Origin of the sequence: Mesorhizobium sp. B2-1-3A (assembly GCF_006442655.1) — a bacterium.
Lineage (GTDB): Bacteria > Pseudomonadota > Alphaproteobacteria > Rhizobiales > Rhizobiaceae > Mesorhizobium.
In genome coordinates, this window is record NZ_VFWK01000004.1 from 639,267 (window position 1) to 661,464 (window position 22,198).

20 protein-coding genes and 1 pseudogene are annotated in these 22,198 nt (G+C 58.9%); 14 read left to right on the forward strand and 7 right to left on the reverse strand.

The features are described from left to right. Positions 1-217 precede the first annotated feature (217 nt). On the forward strand, positions 218-517 hold the full coding sequence (locus FJ977_RS18850; protein ID WP_246683173.1) for a hypothetical protein: 300 nt from the start codon (positions 218-220) through the stop codon (positions 515-517). A gap of 1,256 nt (positions 518-1,773) precedes the next feature. Here FJ977_RS18850 and FJ977_RS18865 read toward each other — a convergent pair. Further along, positions 1,774-2,010 (reverse strand): hypothetical protein, encoded by a 237-nt coding sequence (locus FJ977_RS18865; protein ID WP_140773735.1) that lies wholly within the window; start codon positions 2,008-2,010, stop codon positions 1,774-1,776. Positions 2,011-2,023: 13 nt separating this feature from the next. Further along, positions 2,024-2,920, reverse strand: a complete 897-nt coding sequence (locus FJ977_RS18870) for a Crp/Fnr family transcriptional regulator (protein ID WP_246683174.1) — start codon at positions 2,918-2,920, stop codon at positions 2,024-2,026. Between the two features lie 109 nt (positions 2,921-3,029). Between FJ977_RS18870 and FJ977_RS18875 the strand changes: the two genes are divergently transcribed. Further along, positions 3,030-6,356, forward strand: a complete 3,327-nt coding sequence (locus FJ977_RS18875) for a DEAD/DEAH box helicase (RefSeq protein WP_246683178.1) — start codon at positions 3,030-3,032, stop codon at positions 6,354-6,356. Between the two features lie 692 nt (positions 6,357-7,048). On the opposite strand, the gene FJ977_RS36290 is transcribed toward FJ977_RS18875, so the two are convergent. Continuing rightward, positions 7,049-7,333, reverse strand: a complete 285-nt coding sequence (locus tag FJ977_RS36290) for a YidB family protein (protein WP_348643215.1) — start codon at positions 7,331-7,333, stop codon at positions 7,049-7,051. Positions 7,334-7,830: 497 nt separating this feature from the next. Further along, positions 7,831-8,700, reverse strand: coding sequence for an MBL fold metallo-hydrolase (locus FJ977_RS18895; protein ID WP_140773736.1), 870 nt, complete (start codon positions 8,698-8,700; stop codon positions 7,831-7,833). Positions 8,701-9,022: 322 nt separating this feature from the next. Here FJ977_RS18895 and FJ977_RS18900 point away from each other — a divergent pair, with 322 nt between their 5' ends. Continuing rightward, a complete protein-coding gene (locus FJ977_RS18900; protein ID WP_140773737.1) occupies positions 9,023-10,159 on the forward strand; it encodes a beta-glucosidase in 1,137 nt (378 codons plus the stop codon). 139 nt (positions 10,160-10,298) lie between these two features. Next, positions 10,299-11,291 (forward strand): IS481 family transposase, encoded by a 993-nt coding sequence (locus FJ977_RS18905; protein ID WP_140773738.1) that lies wholly within the window; start codon positions 10,299-10,301, stop codon positions 11,289-11,291. On the opposite strand, the gene FJ977_RS18910 is transcribed toward FJ977_RS18905, so the two are convergent. Genes FJ977_RS18910 through FJ977_RS18920 form a run of 3 tightly spaced genes read right to left on the reverse strand, consistent with a single transcriptional unit; the run spans position 11,288 to position 14,171 of the window. Beyond that, positions 11,288-11,809 carry a ferritin-like domain-containing protein gene (locus FJ977_RS18910; protein WP_140773739.1) on the reverse strand — a complete coding sequence of 174 codons (522 nt, stop codon included), beginning with the start codon at positions 11,807-11,809 and terminating at the stop codon, positions 11,288-11,290. The two genes, FJ977_RS18905 and FJ977_RS18910, sit on opposite strands and share 4 nt — an antisense overlap. 44 nt (positions 11,810-11,853) lie before the next feature. Beyond that, positions 11,854-12,996: a UDP-galactopyranose mutase gene (glf, locus tag FJ977_RS18915; protein ID WP_140773740.1), complete on the reverse strand. Its 1,143-nt coding sequence runs from the start codon at positions 12,994-12,996 to the stop codon at positions 11,854-11,856. 2 nt (positions 12,997-12,998) lie between these two features. Then, entirely contained in the window at positions 12,999-14,171 is a 1,173-nt protein-coding gene (locus FJ977_RS18920; RefSeq protein ID WP_140773741.1) for a glycosyltransferase, read from the reverse strand. 229 nt (positions 14,172-14,400) lie between these two features. On the opposite strand from FJ977_RS18920, the gene FJ977_RS18925 reads away from it, so the two are divergent. The 10 genes and pseudogenes from FJ977_RS18925 to FJ977_RS18970 all read left to right on the forward strand — a co-directional run bounded on the left by FJ977_RS18925 (position 14,401) and on the right by FJ977_RS18970 (position 22,196). Further along, positions 14,401-15,441 (forward strand): hypothetical protein, encoded by a 1,041-nt coding sequence (locus tag FJ977_RS18925; protein ID WP_140773742.1) that lies wholly within the window; start codon positions 14,401-14,403, stop codon positions 15,439-15,441. A 622-nt stretch (positions 15,442-16,063) separates the two neighbouring features. Beyond that, positions 16,064-16,312 carry a hypothetical protein gene (locus FJ977_RS18930; protein WP_140773743.1) on the forward strand — a complete coding sequence of 83 codons (249 nt, stop codon included), beginning with the start codon at positions 16,064-16,066 and terminating at the stop codon, positions 16,310-16,312. A 309-nt stretch (positions 16,313-16,621) separates the two neighbouring features. Next, the gene (locus FJ977_RS18935) at positions 16,622-17,224 is read left to right on the forward strand and encodes a hypothetical protein (RefSeq protein ID WP_140773744.1); all 603 of its coding nucleotides are present in this window, start codon (positions 16,622-16,624) and stop codon (positions 17,222-17,224) included. Further along, on the forward strand, positions 17,221-17,613 hold the full coding sequence (locus FJ977_RS18940; RefSeq protein WP_140773745.1) for a phage holin family protein: 393 nt from the start codon (positions 17,221-17,223) through the stop codon (positions 17,611-17,613). Before FJ977_RS18935 ends, FJ977_RS18940 begins: the two co-directional genes overlap by 4 nt. After that, on the forward strand, positions 17,610-18,428 hold the full coding sequence (locus FJ977_RS18945) for a DUF3618 domain-containing protein (protein WP_140773746.1): 819 nt from the start codon (positions 17,610-17,612) through the stop codon (positions 18,426-18,428). The genes FJ977_RS18940 and FJ977_RS18945 overlap by 4 nt, the downstream gene beginning before the upstream one ends. 251 nt (positions 18,429-18,679) lie before the next feature. Continuing rightward, entirely contained in the window at positions 18,680-18,949 is a 270-nt protein-coding gene (locus FJ977_RS18950; RefSeq protein WP_181179951.1) for a transposase, read from the forward strand. Between the two features lie 158 nt (positions 18,950-19,107). After that, positions 19,108-19,371, forward strand: coding sequence for a hypothetical protein (locus FJ977_RS18955; RefSeq protein WP_140773748.1), 264 nt, complete (start codon positions 19,108-19,110; stop codon positions 19,369-19,371). A 75-nt stretch (positions 19,372-19,446) separates the two neighbouring features. Further along, positions 19,447-19,599, forward strand: a pseudogene (locus FJ977_RS18960) (sigma factor); the annotation flags it as partial. 539 nt (positions 19,600-20,138) lie between these two features. After that, complete coding sequence (locus FJ977_RS18965; RefSeq protein WP_246683182.1) at positions 20,139-21,551, forward strand: trehalose-6-phosphate synthase; 1,413 nt, start codon at positions 20,139-20,141, stop codon at positions 21,549-21,551. 345 nt (positions 21,552-21,896) lie between these two features. Further along, complete coding sequence (locus FJ977_RS18970) at positions 21,897-22,196, forward strand: DUF1236 domain-containing protein (protein ID WP_140773750.1); 300 nt, start codon at positions 21,897-21,899, stop codon at positions 22,194-22,196. Positions 22,197-22,198 lie beyond the last annotated feature (2 nt).

A 22,198-nucleotide genomic window follows, 5' to 3' on the forward strand; every position in this document is an offset into this window, starting at 1 on the left:
ACGGCTGCTGTGGGCCTTCAATCGCCCTCATCGTCGGGCCCTTGGCTGTTGAAGCAACCAAGCCCGTCTTGGCGTTCTCCAAGGCGGCCGGCCTCAGGGCGTCGGTCAATCGCGGCAGCGTAGAGGTCCGAATTCAAGCAACAGGCCAGTGTGTGTGTCCGATGGAACCAAATTGGGCAAAAACCGTAATATCGGCCGTGGCTTGGGAATTTCCCGGATGAGCGACGGTTCTGTTCTGATCGTAGAAGATGAGACAATGATCCTGCTCGACCTCGAGCCAGCTTTGGAGGAAGCCGGCTTTCAGGTCGTCGGCACTCGGAATGCCGCCGAGGCGCTGGCGGCTTTCGATTCTGACCCAACGAAGTTCAAGGCCGTGCTCACGGACATCCGTTTGGGGCCGGGACAGTCGGGGAGGTTGCTCGGCATCTGCGAAGGTCCAACTCGTCCATCGCGGTCGTCTACATCAGCGGCGATAGTGCGATACACTGGGGTGCCGAAGGTGTGCCCAACAGCTTAATGATCACCAAGCCCTTCTTTCTGCCGCAGATCGGCGGTTTCTCAACGTTAAACGCTCAGCAAGGTCCAGAAGCTCACATCTAGGAATCGGACCTTGGCCCGGGCTGTTGACTGGGTCGCACGCCGGTAAGTCTTACTTGCGGTACCGTGCGCATGCTTCTGGGGCTCTTGGCTAATTGTTTTCGGCCTAACCAAAACTCACGGAACATTCTGTCCTATCCGGCGTTAGGCCGCGCCGGGCAATCCTTTTTGCACAATCGCCTGTTGCCCCGGGATCGGAGGCTGGCCCCGCCAGTGTGAGCCCGCCTCGGCTCCCCTCCGAGGCGCGCGGTGCGGAGTCGACGCAATGCATAGAGACGCCTTCACCCCATCAGAGCTTGCCGTACTGAGCCGCGTCCTGGCGCGCAGCAATCCCAAAAACGAGACCGAAACCGAGAGAGAACGGCGAGCATCGCGCATTTTGGCTTACTACCAAGCTGGGATAACGGACGAGGACGAACTCGAACAGCTTTCTCGACAATCCTTGGGAAGGTGATGACTAGGTTTTCTTGTTGAGGACCTCCGCTCCGTCTTTGAGCTTCGGCCAATCGGCACCGTGCCGGCGAAGGAGCGTCCCCGCCTGCTTGGGGTCAATGTGCGTGACCTCGACCAGATGTTCGATTCCTGTCCCTTGGCTACCCGGCTCGATTCATTTGTCTGTCGCTTGATTTCGAGCGCCGTTACTGGTTGAGCTTTCGGTCGAGTTCGTCAAGCAACGACCGATGCTCTCTGGGCATTTCCGCGTCTGTCGGCAAGTCCAGCAAATAGCGAAGCTGGCGCCGATTCGATGAAATCCACTGCCGTATGAGGTGGGCTAGGACCTTTTGTTGTGCTTTGCCGACTTCTTCCGTGTTGAGATCCCGCGCTTGTCCACTGGTCGAACTCGGCGGCTCTTTGATGGTTCCCGGTCGTGCATAGCAAACCCGAGACGGTCGAAGAACAATCTGCAGGTTGGACGGTTACAGGCCGCATGACGGTGTCGAGACGCAGCTTGCAGGCGAGGGCGCGGCTCACCACTCGGCTTGGCCGACCATCAATTTGGGTTTGTCCAATGTTGTGCTCATCCCAGCAGGGCTGCCAGTCTTGTCCTTGCGCGCTGCATCGACCCTCGATCGTATGTCGCAATCGGAAATATTAGCGGCGTCTTCGTGTGACAATCCGCAGCGGATGTATGCAGTCCAAAATCCGCTCGGCCAGACGGGAGGTTATAGTCCAAACCTACTTCAACAATTCGACCCGAAGTGAGAGGCTCAGCCGCAAAATCTTGTCGCTATTTTCATCACGGACTTCGACAAACAATTGCTGGCCGTCGACACTCTTCAGTGACTCCCTCGTGAGGTCGATAAGGCCTTCGAATCCCGCGCGGCGGACCTCTTCAAGGCCAGCGCATTCGACGCCTATCTCGTCTTCGAAGGTCAGATCGCGATCGCCGCTGTCAAAGTAAAATCGTGCCATCGGAGGGCTTCCGTCACCTGTCCGCAGGGTTCCGTTGATGCAGGTAGGTCGCGTCGAAATCTCCTGCGTGAGTGAGGCCGTTCCAGTCCAGTGCATGCACTTTCGATCCCGAGGTAGCGATCAGGCCCCTTCGTCTTAGTTCCTGGAGCATGCGGTTGACGTGGACCGTAGACAGTCCCAACGCATCGCCAAGGGCTGCCTGAGTGATGGGAAGGTCCGCTACGTGATCCTCAATGCGCCCGATCGAGCGCAAGCGAAAAATCAGTTCGCAGAGAATGTGAGCCATGCGGGTATAGGCTTCACGTCTTCCCACATTGGTGACCCACTCCCTGTAAATCGCGGCATCGATCAATGTCGACTTCCAAAAAGCGGTGGCGATGCGAGGGTGCTGATCGCAAATGCTGCGTAGTGTGTCGTGCCGCATGAAGCCTATTCGGGCCGGCGTAAGGGTCGTGAAGTTACAATCCATCACCGGCAGATGCAGCCCATGCAGATCAGGAATGTCGCCGGCCACGAAAAATGAGGTGATTTGTCGCTTGCCTTCGCCTGTATGTTTGGTGGACCCGACCAGCCCATCCAGAACAATAAACGAATAAACAGGACGGTCGCCCTCACGCACCAGATCGTGGTTGGCCAAATAGTCCCTCTCCTGGATCGGAATGCCTTTCAGTACGCCGATGTCAGCCTCTCGAACATCCGAGATGGTCTGAAGCTTGCGAATGAGTACATCCGAGGATGAGGTGGGAGACAAATTGACTACCTGGCTGATGTTGGTGACCGAACTACTATTCGCCCCAAAAGTTCCGCCGGCAGCGGGGTTTCGCGACGAGATCGTCGCGTGGTTATCTTCATTTCGGCAATTCGGCATGTGCAGATAGTAACGGCGGCGGACGGCGCCACCGCACGGCACGGCAATGCATCAAGGCCGCACCGGCTGCCCGTCCTGGAATACTTTAGTGCGCGCCGCCGGGAACGGGGTCGCTGCGCTGACGTTCTCCCAGCCAAAGGTAAGATTTTCAGTGAACAGGCATATTTCGCGGACGGATGTCGACCAAATCGATCACACGGATGACAGTGGGTCTGCGATAGAGCAGGGTGTCCCGCCATCTTCAGCAATCGCGGCAGCGCTGGCCGGCGGGCTGGAGGCCAGTCCGGAGAAGCACATCATTCATATAGCTGCCTCGGAACGCAGCGCCGAGGAGATCGCCGGGGCTTTGCGTCAGTTCCTGCCGCACGTGGATGTCATCTTCCTGCCGTCCTGGGATTGCCTGCCTTACGACAGGGTGTGGCCCACACGCGCCAATATGGGGCGGAGGCTTCGTGCGTTGCGTAAGATGGCAACGAAGCCCGATCGTGCGCGCATCGCTGTGATGTCGATCGAAGCCAGTCTGCAGCGGGTGCCGCCTGCTCAGGTCATTGCCGGCGGGTTCGCAATACTGGAGGTGGGACGAAAATTCGACCGGGATGATTTCAGAACCAGGTCCGAAGCAATTGGCTATGTCGTCGACGAGAGGGTCGACGAAGCGGGTGAAATAGCTTTTCGGTGCGACCTCATGGACATTTTCCCCGCTGGCGCGGATGGCCCCGTTCGCGTCGTCGTTGGTCCAGACAGCTGCATTCGAGAGCTTAAGACCTACGATCCGATCAGTCAGCTCAGCGAACAGCTTCGAGACTCAGTTGCTGTCGGGCCGGCATCCGAGCTGATGTTTAAAGCTGGTGAGCATCCTGAGCTGTCAGCAAGGCGCGCGACGTCGATGGAGGAGCGCCTGGTCGCATTATATGGCGCTATGCCATCTGTCTTCGATACGGCGCCGAGCGCCTCGATCTCCCTCCTTGAAGGGACCGACGGGCAGCCGCTCGGCAAAATTCTGGACCTGGTCGAGGATGCACGCCGTGCCAGGCAGGAGGCTGCTGGACGGGACAAACCTTTGCCGGAACAATTTTACCTGTCGCGTGAAGAGTGGGATGCTGCCGTGCATAACCGCTGCACGAGACTTGCCGTTTCTGCCATCCGAGTTGCCAAATTCTTTCGCTTAGCTCGACCGGGGCATGAATTCGTGGAATTCGTGACAAGGCAGACAAGCGCCGGGGCCAGGGTGGTGTTAACCGGCGATGCCTCTGAACTGCAGCGAGCAGATCGCCTGCTCAATAGAAAGCTCGGCCGGCGGGCAGAGGAAGCGGCCGCCTTACCGCAAATACTTTCGGCCGCTAGGGGCTCTCTTCTCAAGGCTGGCTTCGTCCTCGATGAAGGGTTTGTCGACGCGCAATCCGGTATCGCGATGGTCGCCGCAGCCGACCTGTTTGGCCCCGCGTTGAAGGCGGATGCCGGCATGGCCACGAATATACTCGAACCCGAGTTGCGTATTGGCGACGTCGTCGCCCATGAAGACCATGGCCTGGGCGTGCTCGCGGCCGTCGAACAGATCGACTTGGCTGGTCAGCACCAGGATGTTGCCAGGCTGGAATATCATGGCGGGGCTTCCTTGCTGGTTCCGGTCGATGAGTTTGGGAAAATATGGCGCTACGGCTCGGAACCGGAGGCAGTTTCGCTCGATCGCCTCAACGGCGAGGGCTGGCCCAAGCGACGCGAAGCGGCGTTGCGCGAGATCGACAGGCTGGCCAAGCGCTTGGTGGGCCTTGCCAAGGTCAGGTCCACACAGCCTGCCGAGATCATGAAGCCCTCCCGCGCGGATTTGGCCCGTTTTGCGGCGAAATTTCCCTATACCGAGACTCCTGACCAGGCCGCCGCCATCCGCGCCGTGCTCGACGACCTTTCGTCGCGGAGAACAATGAACCGGCTCATCTGCGGTGAAGTTGGCTTCGGCAAGACAGAGGTGGCTTTGCGTGCTTGCGCCGCCGCCGCCCTCTGCGGGAAACAGGTTGCGGTCGTAGCGCCGACAACAGTGTTGGCACGGCAGCACTATGAGACGTTCAGCCGCCGTTTCGCAGGAACCGGCCTGCAGGTCGCCCACCTGTCAAGGATGGTCGGGGCAGCGGAGGCAAAAGCGGCAAAAGAGGGCCTGCGGAGCGGCCAGATTGCGATCGTTGTGGGTACTCAGGCCTTGGCGTCCAGGAGCGTCACCTTCGCCAATCTCGGACTGCTGATTATTGACGAGGAGCACCGGTTCGGCGTCAAGTTGAAGCTGGCCCTGCGGAACATGGCGCCCCGTCTACATACTCTGAGCATGAGCGCGACCCCGATACCGCGGACGCTGCAATCGGTCCTGTCGGGCATCCAGGATGTCAGCGTTCTAAACTCTCCGCCCGCCAAAAGGCGTCCGGTCCGTACGATCCTGGCGGCGTTCGATCCAGCATCTGTTCGCGCGGCCCTCTTGCGTGAATTTCATAGGGATGGACAGAGCTTCTTCGTGGTTCCTCGCATCGAGGACATTGGCCCCGTCTCTGACCAGTTGAACAGGCTGGTGCCGGAACTCGGCGTCAAGACGGCGCATGGTGAAATGAAAGGGAGGCAGCTGGACGAAGTCATGGTCGGGTTCGCTGACGGTGATGGCGACATTTTGTTGAGCACCGACATTATCGAGAGCGGGCTCGATGTGCCGCGAGCCAATACCATCATTGTTTGGCGCCCGGACCGGTTCGGTCTGGCGCAGTTGCACCAGCTACGGGGTCGGGTCGGTAGAGGAGCGGTACAGGCCGCGGCTTTTCTTCTGACGGAGCCTGGCGTCGAACTGGCCGAGAGCACCAGGGCCCGGCTTTCGACGATGCTTGCGCTCGATCGGCTTGGCTCCGGCCTGGCAATCAGTCAAAGGGATCTTGACCTACGCGGAGCCGGAGATCTCTTCGGCGAAGATCAGGCTGGGCATATGAAACTGATCGGAGTGGGGCTCTACGTGCACTTGCTGGAGCGGGCGGTTTCGGCGGCTGGAGGAGTGGCCGAGCCTGACAAGCAACTTGCCGACATCAACGTCCCTGCAGAAGGGGCCTTTCCCGAAAGCTATGTCAACGAGCCTGCGGTGCGTGTTGGTCTCTACGCGCGGCTCTCTCGCATGCGTTCGGAGCCGGACCTCGACGCGTTCAGCGAAGAACTCGAGGACCGCTTCGGAGACATGCCCGGCGAAGTGGTGGTTTTGCTGGAACTTGCCAGGTTGCGGATAGCAGCGTCGGAGCTGGGTGTCGGCAAAATCGACGTTGGGCCCGAAGCCGCCGCGATCACCTTGCGCAAGAAGCCGTTGGCTTCCCAATGGCTGGACCGAAAGGCGTTGGGCCTGGAGTACCGAAACGGTCGCCTGATTTTCAGGTTGGTCGAGCCCCGCGTGTCGAGCATCGATGCCGTTCGCTTGGCGCTTGACGCCATGCGTACAGTCCAGCCAAAGCACGAGGTCTGACGCTTTTATCCTCACCCGCGGCGGCACAATGCGACCAGCTTCAGATCATCTCAGGCGTCAGGGCGGGTTAAGGCATAGTTCCGGCCTGGTGGGGTGGCATGGCAGCCATGTTCTCATTCAGGTGACCCATAATCCAGATGGAGCCTAGAACGACCAGCGCCACGATCAGCACGCAGAAGTGCGCCACGAGGAAAAGGGAGTTGTGTAGGATCCAGCAGCACTAACTTCACCAACAATCCCGGAGAGGACGCGTCCGTAGGGCACGCGCTCTGCGCACTTTCCATCTGAAGTTCTTTGAACCAACTTCAAGGCGCGACCTAACTGTCACCTCCCGGGTTTGTCCCGCCTTTACATGGTCATCGGCGATCATGCAGTTTTCCGGAACGAGCAGGTCGCCGTCATCTGGCATGACCCTCCGGGATTTCGACCTGGCCTGAATTGGAACAGTGGCGGCTCGGTTACGCCCAGGTATTCCGACCGTCGCTAGCTCGTGCGCAAATTCAATTCAGCGGCACGGCGATAGGGCAGAGCTAAGTCGACCACTCCATGCAAGCCTGGGGAAGCCATGAGCGGGGTGAGTTTCTCAACGCCCGGTAGATGTGCGGCTGACAGGCTCTGCGACTTGCTGAATCCGACCCGATGTAAAGTTGCCACTCTGGACCTTGGCCTGCTGCCGGCTCCTGGCTATATCCTTACGATACATTGTCGAGCAGTGTCGATCCGGCCAAGCCCTGTGTCGGCTCGGGCGGCCATTCACCGTTCGGCGTCATCTCGTCGATTGTCTCAGGTAGTTCCCGCGCAATCCTTCTGATTAGCTCCTCGCGCGAAAGGCCCGTCTGCAGCGAAATGGACGTGAGTGTACCTTCGTCCCTTGCCGCATCGACGTCCCTCGAATCGAGGCTGGTTTGGCCCACTGCCGACCCACGAATCGACCTTCGATCCCGCCCCCACCTCCTTGAACTGGTCGAGGATCTCACCAAGGTCAGCCCTGGACACGCCGATTGTTATCTGATCCAGAATCCCGCGTTGCGGGTCGTTTGGTTAAGATATCCCGCTCCCGGAATCAATTCGTCGAGCTTGTCACGATTTGGTAAGCCATGACGCCACGCATCGCGATCGCCAATCTTCCATGATTTGCGATTTGGTCTCCTCCACGGTTTGGCCCCATGAGCGAATCGACGCTGGTCACGGCGAATGCCGACGCGTGTGGGCTCGAGCAACTTCTTGCCGTTCGCCGCGCCAGCGAAGAGCACGCCCTAAGGGGTGCTCGTTTTCGATCTGACGTAGGCTCCTGACGAAGGATTTCGGGCCACTGGCCGCAGTCGCCTGCGCCGAGCAACGCCTTAACTGGCGCCTCCCGCGATTGTTCCGCTTGTTAGAGTTGTGGGCGATGGGCGCGCAACCGTATCTACCTGCTCGGGAGATGGGGTCTGTTCAACGTGACCATATTCAGAACGGCGGCGGCTCGGTTGCCTCAGCTATTCGCAGCCGTCGCTGGCTCGCGCACGAATTTCAATTTCGGCGGGACGGCGAAGACCGTGAAGCGTTCAGCCAGGCTTTCAAGCGCTTTGCGCATGCCCACTCCTGCAGCAGCCGCACCGTGTCCAGTTATGACCATCTGCGGGTTCAGGGCAGCCAGGTGCTTCACAGATCTTTCCGCCGCGTCCCAGTCCGGCGTGAAGTAGCGCGGTGGACCGTGCATCTCGAGATCCTGAACGGCGACCTCATAGACTGACTCCTGACCAGTGGTGATGAAAGCGTCCCCTACGATCAGCGAACGGTCTTCCTCGCGCCAGAGCGAAATGTGCCCAGGGGCGTGCCCGGGTGTGTGCAGCCATTGCCATCCGGGCATACCGGGAACCGATCCGTCGGTAGGCAAGAGTTGCAGCCGGTTGCCAAGATCGATTGGCCCACGTGGAAAGAGCGGCGAAAGCAGCGCCATCAGACCGCCCCCGACCCAGGGATCCGGTGGCGGATAAGATTCGGTTCCATTCAAATAGGGGCGTTCGAGTGGATGCGCGAAGACGGGCACATCCCATCTTTTCGCGAGGTCAAGAACCGTTCCCACATGGTCGAAATGACCATGAGTCAGGATAATCGCGGCAGGCCGTGCGTTGATGCCAAACCGCTTTTCCGCGACCGCAAGAATGCTGCTTCGCGACGTTGGCAACCCCGTATCTATCAGCACCCAGTTTCGATCTCCGCTGTGCGGTGCGCCGAAGAACACCACATTGACGATTGGCAGCCGCAAATAGCCCAGGTCCGGTGCAATGCTCCAGGCGCCGTCGCCATGATCCTCGCGCCTGGCGTGGTCGATCTCGGAAAGTCGAATCTGAACGGTCATAATCCCGTGCCTCTGTTGTTGCTGCGCAGCCGCTTAAGTTATCGGCGGCGGTGGTACATCGCCTCGAACTTGGCACGGCCCTCCTTGTTCCTCATTCTCCACCCGGATCGTCGACTATCCACCATCGGAACAAAGGCTCGGCCAATCGGTTTTGGCAGAACATGCAGGGACGCTGGACCGAGCAACGAAAATAGCGCGCGCCCGATTTGGATGCGGCATTTCGCCAACACGGTTTACGGTCCGAACAAGGCGGCCCAGTTCGAAGCCGACTGTCCAAAGGAGGCTTCCAATGAGGGAAGTGGGATGCAAGGATAAGCACCGGATGGAAGCTTCGGTTCCGGAAGCTTCGCGCTTCGCCAGCTTTTTCATGGCAGGCTTTGAGTGCTCGTCGCACCGGCGCAAGGACGGCGTTCGCCTCGATCTTGTACGGGCGACCTCGCATAATCTGCATGCGCTGGGCGACTATCGCGGCTGCGCCGAACTCGGCCTTCGCACCGTCCGCGACGGACTGCGATGGCATCTGATCGAAACCGCTCCCGGAACATATGACTGGTCAAGTTGGGCGCCGTTGGTCGAGGCGGCCCGATCGGCAGGTGTCCAGGTTATCTGGGACATCTTCCATTACGGATCCCCAGACCATGTCGATCAGGGATCGCTGGATTTCATCGATGCCTATGCCTCGTTCGCGGCAGAAGCCGTTAGGGTACACCGTTCGATCGCCGGAACACCCCCTCTGTTGTGCCCCATCAACGAAATCTCCTTTTTCTCCTGGGCTGTCGAGGTCGGGTATTTCCCGCGCGTCGGGCCGAACAAACGCGGATGGTTCAAGCGCCATCTGGTGAAGGCCGCCATAGCGGGTGTTCATGCAATGCGGGAGATCGACCCCGCCTGCAGATTTGTCTGGGCCGAGCCGCTCATCCATATCGCTCCTCGCGACCGGACCCGCAGCGAACGGCGTCGCGCCGAAAACGCCCGTCAGGGGCAGTTTGAAGCTTACGACATGTTGCTGGGCCGCGTCGAACCTGAGCTGGGCGGGAGCGAAGATGTTGTCGATGTCGTGGGCCTGAATTTTTATCCACACAATCAATGGTACATAAACGGGCCGACGATTCCCATGGGCCACCATGAGTACCGCGCTTTGTCGGAAATGTTGCTCGAGGTTGCTGATCGGTACGATAAGCCGATGTTCATTGCCGAGACCGGCTCGGAGGGGTCTGGCGGGCCGGCTTGGCTCCACTATGTCTGCGACGAGGTGCGTTCCGCCATCAGTCTCGGAGCGCCGATCGAGGGTATTTGCCTGTACCCGATAACGGCGTACCCCGGCTGGGACAATTCGCGACATGCGGAGGTGGGTTTGTTTTCCGTCATTCAGGCTGATGGCAGGCGACACCTACGCAAACCCACAGCAGATGAACTGGCCCGTCAGCAAGCCCTCTTTGTGGCGAACACGACGCCCTAGACACTACGCCTCGAAGAGGCGGCCGATAACGAGGGAAGGGCGAGCGAGCGTCTGTTCGGACGCTGCCCGCCCCGTGGATTAGATGTTTGATCCCAGGTTTTGATGGTGCATCCTTATCTTCCGAATCAAAGGAAGCGCTATGGGCCAAGTTCTGCATGGGAGCGCCACAACGACAGAGGCGGTCCGTCGAGCGATACAGCATAGTCAAGAGAGCCTGAGGACGCTGGCCAAGCGCTACGGGATCAACCAGAAGACGGTTGCGAAGTGGAAGGGGCGAGCTTCGGTCGCCGATCTACCGACTGGTCCGAAGGAACCGCGATCGACGGTGCTCTCGATCGAGGAGGAGGCGGTCATTGTCGCTTTTCGCCGCTATACGCTGCTGCCGCTCGACGACTGCCTCTATGCGCTTCAGGCGACTATCCCGCACCTGACGCGGTCTTCATTGCATCGTTGCCTGCAACGCCATGGCATCAGTCGGCTTGCGGATGTCGAGGGCGGCAAACCGGCGAAGAGGAAATTCAAGAGCTACCCGATCGGCTACTTCCACATCGACATTGCCGAGGTCAGGACCGAGCAGGGCAAGCTGCACATGTTCGTCGCTATCGACCGCACCTCGAAGTTCGCCTTCGTCGAGTTGCACGAGAAGGCCCCCACAGCCATCTCTAAAGAGTTCCTGCTCCGGTTGATCGCGGCCGTTCCCTACAAGATCCACACTGTGCTTACCGACAATGGCATCCAGTTCACCACCCCCGGTGCCGGTGGCTCGGCCGTGCCGCTGATCAAGGAGGCAATCGCCAATGGCGAGATCTTCCGCGCTCACGCCTTCGAATACGCCTGCGCCAGGAATGACATCGAGCACCGCACGACCAAGGCTAGGCATCCGTGGACCAATGGCCAGGTCGAGAGAATGAACCGAACTATCAAGGACGCCACCGTCAAGCGGTTCTATTACGAGAGCCATGACCAACTCCGCACCCATCTCGCCGACTTCGTCGCAGCCTACAATTTTGCCCGTAGGCTCAAGACCCTCAAGGGTCTCACACCCTACGAGTTCATCTGCAAGGCGTGGGCCTCACAACCGGAAAGGTTCAAACTCAATCCGCTCCAGCAAATGCCGGGACCAAACATCTAGCTTTTTGCGGTTGCCCCGGCCTCGCGCAGCTTAGCATACCGCATGGTGACGTCACCCAGATTCGCCCTGAGCCAATCGGCCATGGCTTCCTCTTCGCTCAGATTCTGCTTAAGCGCCTTTTCAGCATCATGGAAGCCCCCGGCCTCGGCGAGTACGAGTAGCGAATTGTAGGCAGCAATCTCGTAGTTCTCGAATGCGAAATTCGCCAGGCTGTTCTTGATGATTTCGTCGCCGGCCATCGAATGTCCCATGGCTGCAACGCTGCCAACCATCGACAAGGCAGTGTCCTTCAGAGTGGAGTGTTCCTCATCGAGGCCCTCCAGGACCGACTCGAGTCTCGTCATCTGGCCTTCGGTTTCCTGGATGTGCCGGCGCAAGCGATCGGCTACCTCCGGATAGTTCTCTATACGCTCGACCTGAGGCTTCATGATCGACAGTGCTTGATTTTCCATAGCGTGCGCGTTGCGCAACCCAACGATGAATATTTCTCGGCTTTCCGAGTTGAAGTGCGTGTCCATTGCATTCCTCCTTCTGGTTCCCGCCCGATCTGCCGCTTCGAAACCTATCTTCCTGGCTCAGCCACCAACGGCTCCTCCGTGCGCGCCCATGCCGGGACGCTTTTTTGGATGCGCGCGAATGTGGCCAAGGCCTGTCCGACTACCTGGTCCATGTTGTAGTAGCGGTAAGTTGCAAGCCGACCGACAAACCACACGTCGGGGCAGCTTGCCGCGAGTGCTTCATAGCGCTTGTAGAGCATTTCGTTTTCGGCCCTCGGGACCGGATAGTACGGGTCGCCGATGTCCGTGGGATATTCGTAGGTCAGGCTGGTCCGCGAGCTCTGCTGGCCGGTCAGATGTTTGTACTCGGTAATGCGCGTATAATCCTCGGTCTGGGGATAATTGACGACGGCAACCGGCTGAAACTGCTCGCGGTCCAGGGTAACGTGCTCGAAACGAAGCGAGCGGTAGGGAAGATGCCCGAGCTGCCAGTCGAAGTATTCATCGATCGGGCCGGTATAAATTGCGCGCCTGAACGGTATCTCGTCACGAATTTCCCGGAAATCGGTCTGCAGCATGATCTTGATGTTCGGTTGGTCGAGCATGCGTTCGAACATCCGCGTGTACCCGCCGGCCGGCATCTTCTGGAAGCTATCGCCGAAATAGCGGTCGTCACGATTGGTCCTGGTCGGCACGCGTGCCGTCACCGATTTGCTCAGTTGGCTGGGATCGACGCCCCATTGCTTCCTCGTGTAACCGCGGAAGAACTTTTCATAGAGCTCGCGTCCCACGGTGCTGACGACGACGTCCTCGGCCGTGCGGACGTCCTCTACCGTCTCGCGCCGCGAAGCGAAGAAATCCTCCAGCTGCGTCGAGGTCAGGTCCAGCCCGTAAAGGCGGTTGATCGTGTCGAGATTGATGGGGATGGGAACGAGCTTCCCGTCCACCGCCGCCAGCACCCTGTGCTCGTATGGCCGCCACGCAGTGAATTGAGACAGGTAATCGACGATTGCCTGGCTGTTGGTGTGGAAGATGTGCGGCCCGTAACGATGAACAAGGATGCCGGCTTCATCGTAGCAATCATAGGCGTTGCCGCCGACATGACTGCGGCGGTCGATCAGGAGAACGCTTTCGTGACGCTGCGACGCTATCCTTTCGGCAAGCACGCTACCGGCAAACCCCGCGCCGACAATCAGCCAGTCGAACATGGCTATGCACTCCTGCGAAGCGGGACAACCTTCTTGCGCTGATAGGCGCGCTCGATGTGACCGCCCATGGCAGCCCACGTTTTCTCCCAAGACATGTCTTGGAGATAGGCGTCGACTTGCTGCAGGAGCATCTGGCGCGGTCGCGAAAGAACGGAGCGCAGCTTGATTTCCAGATCGTCAGAGTCGGCGATTTCAACCAGCCCGGCAGCGCCATAACTGCGCACCACGTCGACGATCGCCGTCGAGACCACAGGCAGACCCGCCGCGAGGAATTCCGGCGTCTTGGTCGGGCTGATGAAACGGGTCGCCTCGTTGAGTGCAAACGGCATCCATCCGGCGTCCCAATGGCGCAAATAGTCGGGCAGATCGCGGTAGGCTTTCGGGCCTAACCAATGCAGGTTTTCGGCTTGTGGAAGGCTTTCAGGGTCGATTTTGACGACCGGGCCAAGCATGACGAAATGCACGTCCGGCATGGTCTTTGCCGCCAACGCCACGAGGCCTACGTCCAGCCGTTCGTCGATGACGCCGAAATACCCGACCCTGGGAAAAGGAATGCCGGCCTGATCGGCTGGCTCCGTTCCTGGCTGTCTTGCGGTGTGAAAATGCCTCACATCGATACTGCTCGGAAAGGGAAAGATCGCATGATGCAGGTGACGCTTGGTCTCGAATAGGCTTAGTCCGCCGGTGAAAACGAGATCGGCCCGGCGCAGAAGAGCCTTTTCCATCTGACCCAGTTCGGGAGGCGCATTCTTGAACGCGGAGAGTTCGTCCATGCAGTCATAGACGCATATGTCCGGATTGAGGTACTCCGTGAAGCGGAGGGCCATCGGCGTGTAGTACCAGGCGGTCAGCCGGCTGTACGTCCTGGAAGCTATGGTCTGCTGAACGAATCTCCGTTGAACGGCGTCTGCTTTGGCGGCCGACATGCCAAGCGGCAGCACCGGTGTCGCAACCAGAATGTCGGGCGATACCTCGCTTGTTCGCAGCAGCGGATGAGCCAGGTCTTCGAAGACAGGTTCTTCAAAGTATATCACCGTCTGCTGCGTGGAGGCGAGAGTGAGTAGATGCTGCGGACGCTGGTGAACGAAATTCCATCGCAAATGGGAGAAGCAAACCAGTAGATCTTGGCGGCGGGTATTTTTACTAGCGGTTAACCTGCCAAATGCTGCTTCCATAGACATATTCCTTTTTATAGACGGTTATTTTATGCTGCGATTAACATTTGTTAATGGCAGGTGGAGGGGAAATAAACTTCGTTTCCCGCTCCTAACTTTCGACGAGGTGAGTTGTTCCAGCGTGAGCGGAGAGGGCGCAGCGCTTGCGTTGGTCGGCGGGGCGAAGATCGTTGCGGGTAAGAACGGCTGTGGATCTCCGGCGCGAGTGAAAGCCTGGCGAACATAGGGAATGCCGGTGGAGAACCGCCTTGCCGCATTTATGTTGAACTCATTTGTTTTATTGTGCAGTCCACTAATTGATTCGCCCGCCTCGCTGCGCGACAGCGAGTCCTGGGCGGTTTCCGGGGCCAATATGAAGATCGACTTTGAAAGCAACATTTTTCCGCTGTTTCATCCGCAAAGCGTGGATGATCTCAAGGACCCGTGTCCTGTCTTCGACGGCAGCGTGTGGCACGTCTTCGGGTCAAGCGGCACGGTCACCACCGAAACGTGGAGAATCCTGCATGCCTCGGCGCCCGACCTCTATGGACCGTGGGCCGAGCATGAGCCGATCGAGCTTCCGATCAGCGGCACTGGCGTTGCGGCTCCCGGTGTGATCCATGAGAGCGGCGTCTTCCACATGTTCATCCAGACCGAGTTCATGAAGTCTGGCGGCCGTTGCGAGCACGCGGTTTCCAACGACGGGTTCCATTGGGTGGTGCTCAGCCCGGCTATTCTCGCCATTCCCGACACGGAGGAGGACGGCATTTACGATCCGCATCCAGCAGTCATTGGCAGTGGGCGCTACCTGGTCTATTCGGCCATGCCGAAATTCACCAGGGTGCCGCAGCCCGACATCTATCTGGCGCGCAGCCAGTCCGACTCGTGGTTCGGTCCCTGGAAGCGGATCGGCAAGATCCTCGACCACAATGAGGTCCCTCACCACAATACCAAAGATGATCCCGACTACGAATGGGGCATAGAGGGCGCGCAACTGATCGAGTTGCCGGACGGCCGAGTGCTTCTCAATGCCACTTGCTTTCTTCCGAATGGCTTGAGGGGAAGCCGGCAACGGGTGTTTTTTGCCATCGCCGACGAGGTTGGCGGGCCTTACGTCTCGATCGGTCCGGTGCTGGAACCTGGCCAACCTGGAGAGAACGGCCATTCGACAGTGGTGATCGAAGGCAGCCAGCTTTCATTGTTTTACCAGAGCCGGGTCGCCACGACCGACCATCGGTGGCGCTACGGCTTGGCCAAATGTGACGTCGCTCTGTTTTCAAAAGTTGCCTGATCCCAAGCGGCATCAGCATCCTGCGTTAACGAGCCGAACGGCTGTTCTCGTTATGCCTTAAACTCCGCTGACGAACGAGAGAATATGCGTTCGCCGCCGCGAGCTCGGTATCGCCTAGGGACCTAATGACGCCGCCGCCTCGGCCCTCGGTGTCGGATGCCGTTCCTGGGACACAGTTTCTCCGCAAAATACAGACGCGTCTCGGGATGCCTGGGGTCATCGTCGTCGTCCTGGCAGCGGGCGGCAAGGCAAGTCGCACTTGGCCAAGCGACATGGCTCAAGCACGGATCGCCGTATTTAGAAAATCGACTGGGGAACCATTCCGGCTCGGAACTTTCAGACCGGCAGCAGCTTTTACTTTGAGCACATGAACACAGCCAGACGAAGATGCAGGTGCTCGATACAGCGGTACATGCCGAGCCGGAGCACGTCGTGGTCGAGTTTCTTGGCGAGGGCAGTGAAAAATCGCCGTAAAAATGATCTTGCCCGACCCGCAACTCGCCCGTGATGCCGCGTTGCTCGGTCAACAAAAGTGCTATCGGGCATTTTGTGAAGGCAAGACTAGCAAGTCCGCGGTCGCCTGAGGGAGATGATCCCGGCTTGCCGATGAAAGGTCAGATGGATGGGCATTTTCATGTCCTTGCATGCGCTCGCCGCCCACAGAGGAGACGGGCTGCGCCCGGAACTAGCACGTTTGCTGCAGGCGCGCGCCTGCCTCGATGCAGTCGGGATTGCAGACCTTCAGCTGTACAACGGCAAAGGCATTGAGCAGGCCGGACCAAATCCCGTCGGAGATGTCGAGGGAACGCAGGCCAATGTGACCCACTTTCCTGTTCGACAAAAAGCCACAGATCTACGCCGGCGTCGCTAGGCCGTTGAGGCAGGGATCGCGGCAGAGTTAGCGCTGCTTCGTGTGGTGCCGAATGGTCCCCAGCGAATTGCGAACTGTAGTCGGCCGCTGCACCTGGCGGCGAGCCACCATTCCTGATCTGCAGTGTTGCTGACGACAGGCGCCGTATGAGCGCTCGATCGCAAAGCTCTTTGCTCATGGAACATCGCTGGCGATTCGAAGTTTGGGGAGTAAGGAGGAACGAGTTCATGAACAGTGTCATTTATCTCATCGGTCTCATCGTTGTCGTACTCGCGGTCCTCTCCTTCCTCGGTTTTCATTAGGTGACCCATGCAGAATGATGATGCCCAGGGCTTGCAGCCCGCTGATTTCGATAAGGCGAAAAGCGAAGTTTCAGACACGCTTCTTCGAGAGAAACAACGTGCGAGCGAATTGCTCCACGATGCTCGCGATGAATTGACCAGCAAGGCCGGCGACTACGCAACAGAAGCCACGCATGTCATTTCCGACAAGGCGGAGGAGGCGCAGCGCGACATTGCATCGAGCCTTGCGGCGTTGAGCGGTGCGCTGCGCGCGGCCAGCGATCACCTGGCCAACAACGATGAAAGGACCGCTTCGAAATTTTCTCTCGACGCAGCCGGTGGCCTGGAGCGGCTTTCGTCCTCGTTGAAACACAAGCCGTTTGGACAGGTCCTTGAGGATGTACAGTCCTTCGGTCGCCAAAATCCGGGTGTCTTTCTTGCTGGGTCAGTGTTGGCCGGACTGGCGCTCGGGCGGTTCATCAAGGCTTCTGCGCCGGCAAACCGTCAAACACCTCAGAATACTTCGGGAGAGACCGTCTCGCAGACTGCTGCTGACTCGGCTGACGGGTCTGGGGGATATGACCGTATCGGCGATGATGTCGCCGAGCAGCAAGCGGAGCAAGGCAGATGAACACACAAGACAATCCCAGCCTCGCGGCCCTGGTGACCGATTTGGCCCAGCACGCCACCACGCTGGTGCAAACCGAAACCAGGCTCTTGCGCGCAGAGCTGTCCGAGAAGCTTTCCAAAGCTGGATCTGGCGCCGCTGAGGTTTTGGGCGGTGCGATCTGCCTGCTCGCGGCGCTGCTCGTGCTGCTGCAAGCACTCATTATTGCCTTGACGCGGGCAGGGCTAGGCGCCGGGTGGTCCTCCCTGTTGGTAGGCGTCGTCGTGGCAATTCTTGGCGCCGTCCTGCTGCGCACCGGGATGGCAAGCATGGCGCCTTCCGAACTTGCTCCCGATAGAACCCAGGAACAGCTCAGGCGCGACGCGAGTGTGATCAAGGAGCAGGTAAAATGAACGGGAAATCCGCAGCCGAACTTGAACGCGAGGCGGAGGCCGCGCGTGCCAGGGTGGTGGAAACAGCCGAATCCATTCGAGGCAAAATGACCCCGGGACAATTGCTGGATGAATTCGCCGGCATCTTCTCGGGAGGAGAAAGCTCAGCCATGCTCACCAATCTTAGAACGCAGGTCAGGGATAATCCCTTGCCGATCACCATGGTGGGCGCGGGCCTGGCTTGGTTGATGTTCGGCAACGGCACCTCGAATTCCCGTGGTCCATCGGCGCCTGGGCAACATGATGAAGCGAGGGGCGGCGGCTTTGGCAGTACGTTCTCGGATGCTGTTGAATCGCTTTCATCGGCTGCAAGCAGTGTCGGCGATACCCTATCGAGCACAGCAACGGGCGGCGCCGAGAGACTGAAGAGCAGCACCGCCGGTGCAAGATCGGCGACTGGCGATATCGCTGCCAAGGCCGGCCTCTCGGGGCAGGAGCTACTGAATGACCAGCCGTTGGTGGTCGCGGCGGTCGGTCTCGCCATAGGTGCCGCGATAGGTGCCATGCTGCCCCACACGGCACTGGAGGATGAGCAACTGGGCAGCTATGGAGATAAGGTTCGTGACAAGGCCGAAGCCACGTTCAACAAGGGTCTTGATGAGGCGAAGGAGGTTGCCGCCGCGGCCTATGAGACAATTAAGCAGGAAGCTGGCCGGCAAGATATGCACGGAAGCACGATGGCCGACCAACTCGGCGATATCGTCAGGTCCACAGCTGACACGGCCGAGAATTCGGTGCGCGAACGGTTTTCCAATTCCGGGCAGGAGGAATCTTAGCCGGGTGCGATTTTGGTCCTAATCGACCACGGAGGTCCAGTCGACCTCGACCGATCTGGCAATGGAAACGTCGCGAAACCGGGGCTAGTACCCGGCCAAGAGCGGAGCCGATCCTTCGGAGTCGGTGGGGGTCTCGCCGTTGGTGGCGAGGATGGATGTGTCGAGTTCCGGGTGCACGATCAGCGCCCCATGAGGCGTCCTGGAAGACACAACTTCATCGCCGGCCGCAGATGCCATGGCATGATCGCGCCGTGGATCATCGATCAGCCAATGAACGGGCCAGCTTCGAAATCTATGTTGAGACCCAACTCGCTCCCGAACTCACGCCAGGCGATGTAGCCATCCGCGACAACGTCGCCTTCCATAACAGTGAGCGGGGGGCCGACCTGGTGCGTAAGCGCGGCGCATGGCTCTTGCCGTTGCCACCTACTCACCCCGTCTCAAATCCCATCGAAATGGCGTTCTCGAAACTCAAGGCTCTGCTCAGAAAAAAGGCCGCACATCTTCGACGCCATCTGTGAAGCGCTCGCTATTTGACCCGTTCGCAGGCGGCCCGGCACGAGCAAGTTCTTACGTCGCCGTGTCGCGCTTTGGAGCGCGACGATTTAAGCTCCTCCTGTTGGAACCGCGCTCACCAACACACGTTGCTGATAATCAAGCGACAGAAGGAGATCGTATGATGACCGAGCATCTCTCACAGGAGCAAGAACGGCGGGGTACCGGCAAGATGCTCGGTTGGGGCGTTGTCATTGCGGCTGTGGTGTTTGCCGCTTTGCTTGCCTTTTTTGTCTTCACACCTCTTTCGGGTGGATCGTGGCAAACATCGCCACTGAAGCGAGCGCCGGAACAGAACCAAGGCGGCAATGCCCCAGCCGACACATCCCCGGCAGCCGGCGTGAAAAAGAATCCGCTAGACAATACCGAGATGCCAGGGCAGCAGTGAACGGTCTGGAATCTCGGTTGGGCACTTGGTTATCGTCCATCGACATCACGAGCAAAGTTCTGCCCTCAGGAACGGCTGGCCATTCATTTCAAGAGGCGATGTTCCATTGTGGAACTCACTCCAGCATTGCGGGCGTTTGCGCACACATTCCACCAGGCCCCGAACGATGCGGACGACCTCGTTCAGGAAACTTTGGTAAAGGCACTCAACGCCTTTGAACGCTTCGAGCCAATACGCATTGACTTGGTCTTGCCGGGCTCGAAAACAAGTTCCGCGGCAACTACTGATCGATGGTCATGATGCGGTTGAGGACGCCGTGCGCCTTGGCATGCACCGCTCGAACCGCATGGCCGTAGTCGTTTGGGCGCTCAATCGCCGCCTCCTTTGCCGGAACTGGATGCCAGTCGCAGCCCGCACATAACTGGACCGGACGCACTTGCCAACGTTCTCGACACCGCCATGTGGCTTCCAGGGGAAGAGAAGGCTACCCTTTGGCAGGCCGATTATCTCACCTACGCAACCGACTGGTGTCATCCTGAATGCGGTAATGGTGAACCCTTAGCGCCGGCGGCTACAAGGCAGATTTGAGTTGATTGTCTGCTGGGATCGCTGAGGGCAATCTAAGGAGAATTTAGTGGAACAATCGCAGGCGCGGACCGTTCCCAACCGGTTCCACTCCTAGGATTTTGCTCTTGTTTCAGCGACCAAACGACAGTCTCAGTAAAGCCTCGCAAACGACTGGCTTTAGCATCGAGCGCGAAGGCGGATTGAGCGAGGCCAAGCAAAATGCCAGTGATGCGCGTCGACTGGTTGTCGTCTCGAACCGGTTGGGGAATATTCGCGACATGTCGCAAGCCGGCGGGCTGGCAGTCGGCGTCGCTGATGCATTGGCCCAACGTGGCGGTCTATGGCTCGGAGCTAGCGACGAATATTACGACTCTGCCGCGGGCGACGAACCGCTGATCCGTGTCGAACGCCTGGGGAAGATCGAGATGGCGGCGCTGGCCCTGCCGCGCGAGGAGTACTCTTTGTACTATAATGGATATGCCAACAGTACGCTTTGGCCGCTGTTCCATTACCGGCTCGATCTGGTGAAACACCAGAGGGAATTTCTACAAGCCTACAGGCAAATCAATGCGCGCTTCGCTAAGGCGCTTGCAGGACTGCTATCAGGCAACAACGATCTGATTTGGATTCATGATTATCATCTGATTCCTCTGGCCGCCGAATTGCGACGGCTGGGTGTCGGGAACCGGATCGGTTTTTTCCTCCACATATCATTCCCTCCGCCTGACCTCTTTGTCGCTACGCCTGACCACGAAGAACTCATCGATGACCTGCTTCAGTATGACGTTGTTGGCTTGCAGACCGAAACGGACCTGGCCAACTTCCGGCGATCTGTAGAGACAACCAATTCTATCTCCTTTGATATCAAGGGCGCAACGGAGGCCAAGGGGCGGGCAGTATTGTCGAGAAGCTTTCCGATCGGCATCGACGTCGATTCGTTCGCACGCATGGCCAACGATGCGGCGGAGGATGTGCAGATCGATTCAATGCGCCGCCAGATTCTTGGCCTCAAGCAAATCATCGGCGTCGACAGGCTGGACTACTCCAAAGGATTGCCCGGCCGCATGCAAGCATTCGCACGGCTTCTGGAAAGGCACCCAGAACACGAGCGGGCTGCAACCTATTTGCAGATTGCTTCACCCACGCGCGAGGAGGTCAGCGCCTATGCCGAGATACGCTCCCAGCTTGAGGCGACCGCTGGCTCGATAAACGGAAAATACGCGGATTTGGCCTGGACCCCGATCCGCTACATCCACCGAGCCGTGCCACGCTCGCGGCTAGCTGGCCTGCTGCGCGCAAGCCAGGTCGGCTTGGTCGCGCCCCTGCGTGATGGAATGAACCTGGTCGCAAAGGAATACATTGCCGCGCAGGACCCAGGCGATCCCGGAGTTCTTGTGTTATCCCGGTTCGCTGGCGCGGCGGAAGAGCTTGCAGAATCCCTGATCGTGAACCCTTATGCGGTCGATGAAGTTGCAGACGCGATCGCTAAGGCGCTCAAGATGCCGCTTGAGGAACGGACGGCCAGACACGGTGCACTGCTTAAGCGCATCAGCCGCAATGACGCAGCAGAATGGCGACGATCTTTCCTCGCCACGCTCGCGGGCGAGGGGTAGTTTGCCTGCAGGAGCCGCCTGCATACTGATCCATGACACATGTCAGCCGAGGACTAAGCCGATCACCAGAAAGGTAACGGCTGCCGCGAAAACCGGTGCGATCCAACCAGCGTGCTTGGCCAACACTCTTGTCCATGTGCTTTCTCCAAATCGGACGAACAACTAGGCTGGACGTAGGCCGTTCCGCCTAGCCCCAAGAGGTAAGACCATTGCGTTTGTGGCCGGACTTTGGTCTTGGCCCGGGTGGGACCGAAGCCCGTCCGAGGAACGTTTGGCATGCCGTGAAGTTCGAGTGGCTGGCGCACAGACGATGGTCTGTCGCCCGATGCAAGAGGAGAAAAAACCATGAAGATGCACCTTACCGGCACCGCTGCGGCGCTGGTGCTTTTGGCCGGCGTTGGCGCAGTTGCGGCACAAGACGTTGTCATCACGCCGGAGCAGGACACCGTCGTGCGCGAGTACGTGAAAAAGCAGCCGCTGGCTTCCGTAAAGATACCCGGCGTCGAGCTGAACGTCGGTACGGCTCTGCCGGACACGGTCGAACTGCACGAGGTTCCCAACGTGAAATACCGCTATGTGGTGGTCGACAACCGCACGGTCCTGGTGGATCCGAGCACTCGCAAAATCATCAAAGTCTACGACTGAAC